General features: G+C 41.7%; 10 protein-coding genes and 1 pseudogene. 5 read left to right on the plus strand and 6 right to left on the minus strand.

Features of this window, described 5'->3' with window-relative positions; genetic code table 11:
• Positions 1 to 164: 164 nt before the first annotated feature.
• Together ACQFX9_RS25725 and ACQFX9_RS25730 are read left to right on the plus strand one after the other, a co-directional pair.
• Positions 165 to 1,994 carry an N-acetylmuramoyl-L-alanine amidase gene (locus ACQFX9_RS25725; protein ID WP_427159390.1) on the plus strand — a complete coding sequence of 610 codons (1,830 nt, stop codon included), beginning with the start codon at positions 165 to 167 and terminating at the stop codon, positions 1,992 to 1,994.
• A gap of 164 nt (positions 1,995 to 2,158) precedes the next feature.
• Positions 2,159 to 2,716: pseudogene (locus ACQFX9_RS25730) on the plus strand (N-acetylmuramoyl-L-alanine amidase family protein); the annotation flags it as partial.
• 55 nt (positions 2,717 to 2,771) lie between these two features.
• Here the strand turns inward: ACQFX9_RS25730 and ACQFX9_RS25735 are convergent.
• The 4 genes from ACQFX9_RS25735 to ACQFX9_RS25750 all read right to left on the minus strand — a co-directional run bounded on the left by ACQFX9_RS25735 (position 2,772) and on the right by ACQFX9_RS25750 (position 6,337).
• Entirely contained in the window at positions 2,772 to 3,110 is a 339-nt protein-coding gene (locus ACQFX9_RS25735) for a XisI protein (protein ID WP_427159391.1), read from the minus strand.
• Entirely contained in the window at positions 3,101 to 3,511 is a 411-nt protein-coding gene (locus ACQFX9_RS25740) for a XisH family protein (protein WP_427159392.1), read from the minus strand. The genes ACQFX9_RS25735 and ACQFX9_RS25740 overlap by 10 nt, the downstream gene beginning before the upstream one ends.
• Positions 3,512 to 3,591: 80 nt before the next feature.
• Positions 3,592 to 4,095, minus strand: a complete 504-nt coding sequence (locus ACQFX9_RS25745; protein WP_427159393.1) for a DUF2085 domain-containing protein — start codon at positions 4,093 to 4,095, stop codon at positions 3,592 to 3,594.
• A 130-nt stretch (positions 4,096 to 4,225) separates the two neighbouring features.
• Positions 4,226 to 6,337, minus strand: a complete 2,112-nt coding sequence (locus ACQFX9_RS25750) for a TIGR00300 family protein (RefSeq protein WP_427159394.1) — start codon at positions 6,335 to 6,337, stop codon at positions 4,226 to 4,228.
• Positions 6,338 to 6,579: 242 nt separating this feature from the next.
• Here ACQFX9_RS25750 and ACQFX9_RS25755 point away from each other — a divergent pair, with 242 nt between their 5' ends.
• The 3 genes from ACQFX9_RS25755 to ACQFX9_RS25765 all read left to right on the plus strand — a co-directional run bounded on the left by ACQFX9_RS25755 (position 6,580) and on the right by ACQFX9_RS25765 (position 9,617).
• Positions 6,580 to 7,011 carry a GNAT family N-acetyltransferase gene (locus ACQFX9_RS25755; RefSeq protein WP_427159395.1) on the plus strand — a complete coding sequence of 144 codons (432 nt, stop codon included), beginning with the start codon at positions 6,580 to 6,582 and terminating at the stop codon, positions 7,009 to 7,011.
• Positions 7,012 to 7,131: 120 nt separating this feature from the next.
• Positions 7,132 to 8,481, plus strand: a complete 1,350-nt coding sequence (locus ACQFX9_RS25760; RefSeq protein ID WP_427159396.1) for a glutamine synthetase family protein — start codon at positions 7,132 to 7,134, stop codon at positions 8,479 to 8,481.
• A gap of 17 nt (positions 8,482 to 8,498) precedes the next feature.
• Positions 8,499 to 9,617, plus strand: a complete 1,119-nt coding sequence (locus ACQFX9_RS25765) for an amidohydrolase family protein (RefSeq protein ID WP_427159397.1) — start codon at positions 8,499 to 8,501, stop codon at positions 9,615 to 9,617.
• A 108-nt stretch (positions 9,618 to 9,725) separates the two neighbouring features.
• On the opposite strand, the gene ACQFX9_RS25770 is transcribed toward ACQFX9_RS25765, so the two are convergent.
• Together ACQFX9_RS25770 and ACQFX9_RS25775 are read right to left on the minus strand one after the other, a co-directional pair.
• Positions 9,726 to 10,739, minus strand: a complete 1,014-nt coding sequence (locus ACQFX9_RS25770; RefSeq protein ID WP_427159398.1) for an IS701 family transposase — start codon at positions 10,737 to 10,739, stop codon at positions 9,726 to 9,728.
• A gap of 265 nt (positions 10,740 to 11,004) precedes the next feature.
• On the minus strand, positions 11,005 to 11,913 hold the full coding sequence (locus ACQFX9_RS25775) for a hypothetical protein (protein ID WP_427159399.1): 909 nt from the start codon (positions 11,911 to 11,913) through the stop codon (positions 11,005 to 11,007).
• Between the last annotated feature and the right edge of the window lie 240 nt (positions 11,914 to 12,153).

Here is a 12,153-nt window from a genome sequence, read left to right on the forward strand (position 1 = left end):
AACATCCCGTCTTACCAATTCAAAATTCACGCGTACCCTACGGGATCTTGCTACAAAATTCAAAATTTAACATTTAGAAATCCGGCATTTACCAGTAATTTTGAATTCTGTGGCAAAATTTTCGTGAATTGGTGTCACATCATGAAATTTTCTGTGATCTTGCTGTGAAAAAAATCCTTGTCTCAGTAATCTTAAGCTGCTTTCTCACCTCCTCTGTAGCATTGGCTCAACCAACACCATTGAAAGTTGTTTACCCTCCCACTAACCATCAGACAAGTGCGGAAAAAATCTTCTTTATTGGTACAGCACCACCTAATGGACAAGTTCTCATTAATGGTAAGCCAATAAGCCGCAGTCGAGATGGTCACTTTGCACCTAGCTTTCCCTTAAAGTTGGGAGAGAATATTTTTACCATCCGTCACCAAAATCAAGTGCTGGAGATGAAAGTGAACAGGATTAGCAACCAGCCGGAAATTCCACAGGGATTAGCTTTTGCTCAAGGTTCTCTGACTCCAGTGGCTGACATCGCCAGACTACCGGGAGAACTAATTTGTTTTAGCGCAGTTGCACCACCTAACGCCAGTGTCTCTGTGAAATTGGCGAATCAGACTGTGAGACTTTTACCTCAACCACAACAAGCACAACTACCAAGTAATTTGGCTGTTTTGACGGGACAAAACCAACCTAATACCCAGTCTAATGCCGACAAGTATGAGGGCTGCACCACTGTCCAATCTGATAACTCTTTCTCCTTTTTGATCGGGAATAACATCATTTCTGGTGACTTTATTCCTGATTCAAGCCAAAATAGTGTTGATCTGGGTAAACCGGAATTTCAGTTAACTTTAAATGGTAAGACGATCGCTCAACCAGGAAATGGTAAAGTCACAATCCTCTCACCAACGCAGTTACCAGTCATAGAGGTGACACCAGAAGCTGGTGTGGCTCGCACTGGCCCTAGTACAGATTATTCTCGGCTAACTCCATTACCCCAGGGAACAAGGGGAACTGTCACAGGAATAGAGGGTGAATGGTTGCGTTTAGACTATGGTGGCTGGATTAATAGCAAAGAAACCAGGACTTTACCAGGAGCAATTCCGCCACGCGCAATCATTCGCAGTGTGGGATATCGGAGACTTCCCGATACAACAGAGATGGTTTTCCCTCTACAAGCTCCTGTCCCTGTGAGTGTAGAGCAAGGTGAGCAAACTTTGAGCCTCACACTCTACAACACCACTGCCCAAACTGATATTATTCGCCTGGATGATGACCCCTTAATTTCTCGCCTAGATTGGCAGCAGGTAGCCCCAGGACAGGTAAAATACACCTTTAACCTCAAAAAACGTCAACAATGGGGATACAAGCTGAGATATAACGGTACAACCCTGGTTTTGGCTTTACGTCATGCGCCTGTTATCAAGCAGAATAGGCAAAAGCCCCTATCCGGTATCAAGATTTTACTAGATCCTGGTCATGGTGGTAAAGAATCTGGTGCAGCTGGGCCGACTGGATATTTAGAAAAAGATGTGAATTTGATTGTATCTCGGCTGTTGCGGGAGGAATTAGTCAAACGTGGTGCCACGGTGGTGATGACGAGGGAAGATGATCGGGATGTGTCTTTACCAGAGCGTCAAGCAATTATCAATCGAGAATCACCTGCGATCGCCCTTTCTATCCATTACAATTCTCTCCCAGATAATGGCGATGCGGAAAATACTCAGGGCGTTGGTACTTTTTGGTATAATTCCCAGGCACACAGTTTAGCTGTGTTTATGCACAATTATCTCGTACAGAAACTCGCTAGACCTTCCTACGGTGTATTTTGGAATAATTTAGCACTCACACGCCCAGCCACCGCGCCTTCAGTATTATTAGAGTTGGGCTTTATGAGTAACCCCAATGAATTTGAGTGGGTGACAAATTCCCAAGAACAGAAAAAGTTAGCTAACACTTTAGCAGATGGGATAACTGAGTGGTTTAGAAGCGTTAAATAGGATATTTGAGCAAACTGATACAGATGCAAAAGTTAAAAGGTTTGTTGAGTCTCACTTTCTTAATTTTGAATTTTGTAGGCGCAAGCCTTTTAAATTTTCTGATCACTCCTACTGTGAGTTGGGCGCAAGATAAAACTCCAAATCTAGCTAATTCTTCTATTGCAAAGCCCTTATCTGGCATCAAAATTTTACTCAATGCTGGACATGGTGGTAAAGAATTGGGTGCAGTCGGGGCTACTGGTTTATTAGCAAAAGACTTGAATTTGCAAGTCACCAAGCTATTGCGAGATGAATTAGTGCGGCGGGGTGCAATTGTAGTGATGACGAGGGAAGATGATCGAGACTTATCCCTGGTAGAACGTCAGAAAATTATAGAGCAAGAATCACCTGCGATCGCTCTTACTTTTCACTATCGCTCTCTCAATGATGATGGTGATGCAGAAAACACCAGGGGTATCAGTACCTATTGGTATCATCCCCAAGCCCATAGTCTAGCTGTCTTACTACACAACCGCTTAGTTAATGATTTGGGTAGGCCTTCTTATGGTTTGTATTGGCAAAATTTAGCACTCACACGTCCCCATTCTGCACCATCGGTATTATTGGAGTTAGGTTTTATGAGCAACCCTGACGACTTTGAGGAGGCGACAAATCCCCAGGAACAAAAGAAGTTAGTCAAAACTCTAGCAGAGGGTATTACTGAGTGGTTTAGAAGCTTGTAATAGTCGCGCCAGTTGTAAACTGACACTATCACCATGACATTTCCTACAATCTTTCTCAAGTTCCAAATTCGGTAAATTGGCGTACATAAGGTTCGTGAAACGCCAAAATAATATCTTGTTTAGGTACTCCCATTTCTACCAATCGATTAGCGATTCCTTCTTCAGTACCATCATGCTGAATCCATATTTTGCCATCTTTAATATCAAGATGCAAAATACAGCCAAAATCGCGTTTATTTCCGCGCCAGCCGACATAAAGTAATTGATAGTGGTCTTGCTGTTTGTCGAAGATTGTCTGTATTTCATATTCTTCGGCACTTCGTTGGATTGCGGCTCGTTTTTGCCGTTCGGAAAGAAGATGTTGAATATATTGCCGATATTGTTCTATACCCATTGACGAATCACCTCTTCTTGTACATCGTAAATCATCAATCGCAATTGATATTTGACAACTGCTGAGGCAATAAATCTCCGTTGAAAAAAACTTTCATAAATCGGGACGCGCACTGCTAAATACAGTTGGCGTTCTGGTTCAATTTTATCTAAGGCATCTCGATAGTTTAAAAACTGTCCCAAGGCAGTATGAAATTCTGAAACATTTGATGGACTAATAAAACTTTTAATTTCTACTGCGATTTTTTTGCCTTCTTGCTCTGCTGCTAACAGTTGCTCTGCTGCTAAATCAATCTCAAAATCCACATCATCCACATTAATTTCATAGGGATCAGCCGTAATCTTCCAGCCCTCTTTTTCGAGGGCATTTCTGACGATATTATGAAATCTATCTTTTGCCATAGTATTTCATTATCCTCAAAATTAGGCTGCTTAAAGGTAAGAAATAAAGTATTTACTATTCTTTAGTCCCCTGATTTAGTTCAATCACGCTGCCAACTATGTAAAAATGGCATCATGAACAAACCCCAAGCTAAACCTGTAATTAATCCAAAGGGCGTAACTAAATAATTATTAAAATCCCACAAGCCAAAAATTTGCGCTGCTAATTCCAGAGGATACGCCATCATTAACACGCTAGCTAACGCCGCACCATTCCAACCATATTGACTCAGCCAATAAAATCCGCTACCACCAGTTACAGCATATAGCAAACGTGTGATGAGTAATCCTGTGACAGTTCCATAACAGCGCATACACACAGCCATGATAAATGGGGGTGCTAAATCTAAGCCCATATCTGGTTGCGGACAGACATGATTACCCATGAAATAAATGATGTCCGCAATACCCCCAAGTAACCAAACTCCAGACGCAGCCAAAAAAGGAGCAATAGGAGGGCCGAAAACCATTCCCACTAACATAAAGTCAGCGATGAAACTCACCCAGTTAATCTGCAACTCTCTTGTTAAAGCGACTCTTACCATTTCCTTTTTATGCGTCTTGTGTAAGTTAATTAGAGCCAGGGGACAGAGTGATGAGGGGAAAATAGAGATTTATTTACTGTTCTCTGGTAATTCTCCCCTGCTCCCTACTCCCCTGCCCCCTACTTCCTCATTAACCTACCTTAGAAACGTAGGGGCTTGTCAACTTATCTAATTGCTGGATTAACAGACTGAGGAATAATCCCACATCTGTGACTACGCCGACTGATTCTATTGAACCGCGATCGCTCAATTTCGTCACGACAGCTGGGTTAATATCCACACAGACCATTTTCACACCAGCCGGGGTCATATTCCCTACGCCGATAGAATGGAGCATGGATGACAACATTAAAATCATCTCCGCACCTTCGAGGTTTTTGGCGTACTCTTCTTGTGCTGCAATCAAATTCATTTGGGTATCGGGTAAGGGGCCATCATCCCGAATGGAACCAGCCAAAACAAAGGGTACTTGATTGCGGACACATTCATACATCACACCGCTACGAATTACCCCAGCTTCTACAGCTTTGGCAATGCTACCATGACGACGAATGGTATTAATTACCTTGAGGTGATGGCGATGTCCACCACGCACAGCTACACCCCGCTTCATGTCTACACCCAGGGATGTACCCATCATATTTTGTTCGATGTCGTGGACTGCGATCGCATTTCCACCCAGCAGAGCCTGTACATAACCTTCCCGAATCAGTCGTGAGAGATGTTCGCCGCCACCGGTGTGAATTACCACAGGCCCAGCAGTAACAACTACTTTACCGCCAGCATCCCGAATTTTACGTAATTCCCAAGCGACTTGCTCAACTACTAATTCCACACGGCGTTCACTGGAAACACCGGAGGACATGAAGCTAAACTCTTGCGCGTTGCGTTGTTCCCGTGATTCGGTCTTGCGGATGGTGCGGATACCTTGCACATCTACTACCACCTGTTCACCCACTTTCAGGTCACGTAAGATTTTACACCGTGCTAGTAAGCCTGTGGGGGTTCGAGTGATAGCGATCGCACCGTCCATGCGTTGATTTTCTACCTTCACCCACTGCCCATTGATTCTGACTTCCGTGGGATAAATTGTACTGACATAGAAATCATCAGGGGCAACACCATCTTGAATTACAGGATCAAGCTTGACATCTCGTTCATCTTGTGGTAAGTCTACCGCGCCTAAATCAATCAGTTGAGAGATAATTTCTTCCATCACCTCATGAGAGGGTGCAGAAACTTTCACCTCTGCGGCGGAGGTACTTTGACGTTGTTCTCCCAGATTGAAATTGAGGACTTGGAAACTACCGCCAGTATCGACAATCATATCCAAGGCGCGGTTAATCAAACCAGAGTCAAGTAAATGCCCTTCTAAGCGAATAATCCGACTTTCAACGGAAACGTTGGCGTGAACTTCCGCCCGTACTGGTTCGGTGACACGTAAAGTTAGACATTTCGCCGCACCACCAGCTTTGAGGAACTCGGTAAGGGGCGTTTCTAAAACCTGGAAACCCACATCCGCAAGCCGAGATTTCAAACCGTCACTGGCTTTGTTCATAATCACGATGCTTTCTACATTCACCGCATTACAAGCAAAATTCACAGCATCAGCTTCGGCTATGGCGATACGTTTTTCGGCGGCGACACGCATTTCAATGAGGCGGTTGGAATAGGAATCAAACGCGCCGGGATAATAGAGTAAATAACCGTTAGCTAAAGGACAAAAACAAGTATCTAAATGATAGAAACGCTCATCGATTAACCGCAGGGATAGAACTTCAATATCCAGCCATTTAGCCAAATAGGGATGAGAATCTAATTCTGAACGGAAACCATAACCAGCCCACAACCAACGCCCTTCTCTATCTAGCAGTGCATCGCCTGCACCTTCAAAGGGTAAGTCTTTAGGCAATTCATAAACTGTATAACCATTACCTTCAAACCATTTTTTAAAATATGGCTCTTCTCCCTGACGCTCTTTGTGTAAAAAGCGACTTAAAACCACATTTTCGCCTAAGACTAAACCAGCGTTAGCCGTGAACACCATATCTGGCCAGCCTTTTTCCGGTGTCACTAAATCCACAATTGCGTGTTCCTTGAGGATTTGGTGTAGTCCTTGCCACTGTTCTACGGCGCGATCGCGTGATGATTTGTGAATATTCCCTTCCATCCAAGGATTAATCACATAGTCTACATCATAGTGGTCAGGAGCGCACATCAAAAAACGAATCCGGGAATTCATAAAAATACCACCAATTGCTACAGGCTGAGGATGATGACAAACATGAGCTTTTCGATGTCAAGTATCATATGTCACTACCTTACTATCCTGAGATAGTTGTCAGACTGACACAGGTTTGACTGTGATTCTATAACCACAAAAGCCAAAGTAATGCTAACAAACCTATTAAGGATAAGGACTTAGTAGTATACTCTGCGGCTGGAATCTCTGATAAATTTTGTTGGATTTTATTTAAGTCACAAATGACAAATGTAACAATATATGTAGAAGATAACCCTGATCCCGAAGATATTCGGACAGTAATTAGCAAAATCCTGCAATATAACAAAGGTAGTTACCAGGATGATGATATTGCTTATCCTCTAGGCGTTTTCATGCGGGATGCTCAAGGTGAAATTGTGGGTGGTCTAGTTGGGAAAACACATTGGGGATGGTTGTTTGTCTCCCACCTTTGGGTAGCTGAGTCTTTGCGGGGTCAAGGCTATGGACAGCAACTTTTACTGAAAGCTGAACAAGCCGCTAAACAAAGGGGTTGTGGTCACGCTTACCTAGATACATTTAGCTTTCAAGCCTTGGGTTTTTATCAAAGTTTGGGCTATCAAATATTTGGTGTATTGCCAGACTACCCGCCAGGACATGAGAGATATTTTTTGCAAAAACAGATTGAAAATTAAATTCTCTGAGGAATTAACTCAGTGTCTTACGATTAATTGTAATCAGAGCAGAGGGAAAGAGGGTTTTATCCTAGTTTATCTTTTTTAAAATAGTTCAGTTTTTAACATCAATAGCTAGCAATGGTTGAAAAAAATCATCCCAAAAAAATACGGAAATTTCTGCAAGAAACTGGTGTAAAATTCGTGCGGTTTCTCTGGTGTGATAATGCCAATATTATTCGGGGCAAAGCTGTACACATAGAAATGCTTTCTCACTATTTTGAGCATGGGGTGGGTATTTCCGCCGGGCAACAGGGATTGCCTGTAATGTATGATGGAGTCGTCCCAGAAACGGATTTAGGCCCCGTCGGTGAAATTCGCTTAGTTGCCGATTGGTCTAGCTTAAAGCCTTTGCCTTATGCCCCTGGTCATGCTCGTGTTATGGGCAATATGATACTCAATGATGCTGCTTGGGCGTTATGTCCCCGCGATTTCTTAAAGCGAATGATTACCGCCGCTAAATCTCAAGGTTTGGAAGTACAAGCAGCCTTTGAAAATGAGTTTTACTTGCTGCGACCTACACCTGAAGGGATTATTCCAGGCGACAGTACAGCTTTTGCCTCTACTCAGGCAATGGATCTCAACTGTGAAGTCATTAATGCGATCGCTGATGCACTGATCGCCCAAGGTATACCTGTAGAGCAATATTATCCTGAATCTGGCCCCGGTCAACAGGAAATCTCCATGCGCTACACCGATGCTTTACAAGCGGCTGACTGGCAGATTGCTTTTCGAGAAACTGTCAAAGCGATCGCTAAACGCCACAACCTCACCGCTTCTTTTTTACCTAAGATTTTCCCTGATGCGGCTGGTAGTGGTTGTCACATTCATTTTAGTTTGTGGCATCATGGCAAAAATCTCTTACCAGATACAAAAGGTAATTTTGGTCTATCTCCCACAGCATTACAATTTATGGCTGGCATTCTACATCACTTACCAGCACTGATGGCTTTAACTACTCCCAGCGTAAATTCCTATCGTCGCCTGCGTCCTCATAGTTGGAGTGGTGCTTTTCGCTGTTGGGGATTAGATAATCGAGAAGCAGCCGTGAGAGTGCCTAGTGACCCTGCTTTGGGTTGTCCCAGCCACTTAGAATTAAAAACTGTGGATGCTGCCGCTAATCCTTATTTAGCCTTGGGTGCGATAATTGCTGCGGGACTAGATGGTGTGCAGCGTGGTTTGACACCACCAAATCCTGTAAATCAAGACCCTGGATATTTGTCAGTAGAAGAACGTCAGGCTAATGGTATAGACCAATTACCAGAGAATCTAGGACAAGCGATCGCTCATCTCCAACAAGACGATATCTTATTAACAGCGTTAAATCCACAGTTAGCCAAAGCTTTTTTAGCGGTGCGTGAAGCAGAGTGGCAAGCTATGAAAGATTGGGAATTACAGACAGAAGTAGACAAATTATTAGAGAAATACTAAAAATCTCACAATTGCCAATGGATTTAGCTACTATTCCCTTAATTGACCAACACGCTCACAACATATTACAACCAGAGGTAGCTGCTCAGTATCCTTATGCAGCAGCTTTCACTGAAAGTTATTATCCTGAAATTATTCACCACCATGCTCACCATACGTTGTTTTATCGGCGTAGTTTGCGGGATATTGCGGCTTTGTTGAACTGTGAAGCGGAAGAAACGGCCATTTTAGCCAGGCGGGAAAGTTTAGGGTTAGAAGCACTCACACAGATTTATTTTCAGGCTGCTAATTTAGAAGCGATACATTTGGATGATGGTTTACAGCCAGAAACTATCCTACCTCTGTCATGGCATGAAAGATTTATTTCTGTGCGGCGAATTTTGAGATTAGAACAGTTAGCAGAACAGCTAATTCCCCAATCACCTGATTTTGCCACTTTCCTAGACAGATTTAACAGTGAAATTGATCCGCCGCCGTCTGGGGTAGTGGCTTTTAAAAGCATTGCTTGTTACCGGAGTGGTTTGCATATCCAACCTGTGACACCAGAAGTAGCGGCGACTCGTTTTGAACAAATCAAACAATTCTCGACTCAACCTCTCCGACTCACAGATAAACCCCTGATTGATTTTTTGTTGCAACAGGCCTTATTAGTAGCAGCAAAATATCGTCTTCCTGTACAGTTACATACTGGCTACGGTGATCCCGATTTAGATTTACGATTGGCTAATCCCTTATATCTGCGTCATTTATTAGAGTCGCCACAATATCGCCATGCGCCGATAGTTTTACTACACGCTTCCTATCCTTATATGCAGGAGGCTGGTTATTTAGCTTCGGTATATCCGCAAGTCTATGTAGATTTTGGCTTGGCAGTACCTTTTTTAAGTGTATCTGGAATGCGGGAAGCTATCAGACAATTATTAGAATTAACTCCTACTACCAAACTCATGTATGCTTCTGATGCTCATTCAATTCCAGAATTGTATTATTTGGGTGCAAAATGGGGTCGTCAACTGTTAAAAGAAGTGCTAGAGCAAGCAGTCATCGATTCTGATATTACCGTTGCTGAAGCTGAGGCGATCGCTATAGCAATTTTACGTGAAAATGCTTTATCTCTTTACCAATCAGTGCATTAAAAAATACGGTTCTTTGGTTACTTTTATGGAGAATTAATCGAAAAGTGACACAGGACTTACGCAACTGGCACAAGCAATGGTGAGCTTCGCGCACCGAGCGCCCAAAAACTACAGAGAAGACATAGCAATATCTGGACGTTTTAGTTGCTCAATTAAATAATTAGAAAGCAAATTGTGCTTGAGCTTGTAAATAGTTTGACCTGTTTGATAAGCTAAACTTTTCAGTCTTAGCCAAACTAACATAGCGCAAGCAATATGATTTCTTTGAAGACGGGCTTTACGGCATTGACATGATTCAATACCAGTTAGTTGCTTTATTTCTCGATGAAACTCCTCTATTTTCCAACGAATTTTACACACCTGTTGTGTAACATCCGTAGAACTTTGAGATAAATCGTTTGTTGCGACATAATCCGTCCTATCGGTAGAGATAGTAACCCGGAAAAGTTTCACTTTTTTCTCAGCAGGGAATCCTTTAATTTTTATGATTTTACCACATTTTAAATCTTCCTGACTCCATTCTAGAGATTCAATATTCTTATATTTTTCTCTACCAAAACTATCATCTACTAAACGATTAGTCTTTAAAGGACAATAATAAACTTTATCTAGACTATCGATATAAAGCATTAAATTATTGACCGCATACCAAGTATCCATTAAAACTGTATTGAAAGGTAGAATCTTTTGATATACAAGCCCTTGGAGCATATTTTTCACATGGTCAATCTTGCTGAAACCATCATTTTCTGGATTGAAAATTCGATAATCTATTACCCAGAAATTGAGAGTTTTAGGATTAACATATATGCAACTTACTATTCCTATCCCTCTAACAACACCATGTTCATTACCACTATACTCCCTTCGTACTATTTCTATTTCTTCAGAAAATCTTTTATCTAAAACTGTATCATCAAATATAATATAAGCATCCTCGTCAGTGACAATTAAATCTTTGACATTATCCCAAAGTAAACGAGGAGTTAATTTTTCATTTCTTAAATAATAATTAATTTTGTCATGACTAATATTTGACAAATGTTCTGCTAGATTAGTGATTGTATAGTTAATTTGACTGCTAAGTAAATATTGACAATAATTAAGTTTAGTAAATTTCATCACTAACCAACTTTTTGATGTACTTCTATCAATTTTCTCATAAAATTTTTAACAACAAGATACATCACTATTTATTGTTACTAATTCGAGTCAAACCAATCAAACACATTCTCGCTAAATCAATACCTATGTACTACTGGCTAGCGATCGCACTGTGCCAGTTGCGTAAGTCCTGTGACAGTTTAATAAATGTTTACAAGGTGTCCCATTTTACCGTTATCTCGGCAGACTACTAGCTTGAGGGAAGCGATAACCGCATCTGAGTTTAGGAATGATCAACAGGTAGAAGTAGGAATTCTTCCGGCTTTTTCTTCAGACTCCTCATATGCCGAATCAGGACTGCAAAAGGATTGATACCTTGTAATATTAACAAGGTCATCCAGCAAAGTAATTTGACTTGAGAGAAGGCAGTAGGTCGGGTTAAGCACTCATGTATGGCAATCCGAGCTTCATCAAGAAAACTGTCATACTCTTCTTCAATTGGAGAAGCATGAAACACTCGTGAGTTAATCCCGTGAATTCCACTCACCCAGTTTTTCCCCATCTGGATTCTCTCTAGTTGAGCAACCTCAAGATGGTATAAGTCATGGTAGTGAATACAAACTCCTCGTACTCTTATATGCTCATTGCCAATCTTGATGGTAATTAAGCTTATACAACCAAGGAATTTTTTGAGTTTGACAATCGTGGAATTTTTTGTGCAGAGTGCTAAATAGCTCCTTACTAAGCCGAGCCAAGCTAAGTAGTAGGGAGATGAAGGAAACTTAGGTTTCTTTGAAACAACAGCCTGAGCTTTTTGAGAAATGTTCCTCATCTGAGAGGTGGGTTTAGGGTTGCTAGAAGTAGTTTGGCTAGAAATCTCCGCTAAAAAGACAAACAAGTAATGAGGAAATTTTCTACAATACCCCTTTGATTGTGAACCTCGCTTGTTGTCTTGCTGTAATTCCAAACACTTCTTTAATCGGCGATTGAAGTCACAGTGATAGTGGTACAGTCTATCTGCTGATAGCTGTTCGCGACGTTTATAAATTGCCCATGCGCGCAGTAATAATGGCTTCATGCAACTCGCACAAACTGTAGCATTAGCATCAGATGTCTTTCCCATCCACAATGCCATAGCCAGAGCCTCTTTTTGTCGTTTCGAGAGTTGATGCAGATCGGATTGCTTCTCCATCGCCTTACAGAAATTAAGTAAGAAAGCTGACGAATTTTTCGAGTTGAAGATCAATTACTTGCAATGCAAGTTGCTATCTTTTAATTGACGTTTGACTTATACTATTTCTCCATGACGAAGCACTTAATCAAACCCATGCTGTCATCGTCCCCCATGAATCAGGAGGCTATAGGGGGTAGAAATTTAGTGTCACTTTATAGAGGAATTGATATTAGGTAAATAGACAGAGTTCTAGCATAT

The sequence above is a fragment of the Aliinostoc sp. HNIBRCY26 genome (assembly GCF_050235535.1).
Classification (GTDB): Bacteria; Cyanobacteriota; Cyanobacteriia; order Cyanobacteriales; family Nostocaceae; genus Trichormus.

Bases quoted from the DNA above. Each gene is read 5' to 3' on its own strand.
- ACQFX9_RS25745 (WP_427159393.1), bottom strand. From the start codon at position 4,095: ATGGTAAGAGTCGCTTTAACAAGAGAGTTGCAGATTAACTGGGTGAGT.
- ACQFX9_RS25765 (WP_427159397.1), top strand. From the start codon at position 8,499: ATGGATTTAGCTACTATTCCCTTAATTGACCAACACGCTCACAACATA.
- ACQFX9_RS25755 (WP_427159395.1), top strand. From the start codon at position 6,580: ATGACAAATGTAACAATATATGTAGAAGATAACCCTGATCCCGAAGAT.
- ACQFX9_RS25735 (WP_427159391.1), bottom strand. From the start codon at position 3,110: ATGGGTATAGAACAATATCGGCAATATATTCAACATCTTCTTTCCGAA.
- ACQFX9_RS25740 (WP_427159392.1), bottom strand. From the start codon at position 3,511: ATGGCAAAAGATAGATTTCATAATATCGTCAGAAATGCCCTCGAAAAA.
- ACQFX9_RS25750 (WP_427159394.1), bottom strand. From the start codon at position 6,337: ATGAATTCCCGGATTCGTTTTTTGATGTGCGCTCCTGACCACTATGAT.
- ACQFX9_RS25760 (WP_427159396.1), top strand. From the start codon at position 7,132: ATGGTTGAAAAAAATCATCCCAAAAAAATACGGAAATTTCTGCAAGAA.
- ACQFX9_RS25770 (WP_427159398.1), bottom strand. From the start codon at position 10,739: ATGAAATTTACTAAACTTAATTATTGTCAATATTTACTTAGCAGTCAA.
- ACQFX9_RS25775 (WP_427159399.1), bottom strand. From the start codon at position 11,913: ATGGAGAAGCAATCCGATCTGCATCAACTCTCGAAACGACAAAAAGAG.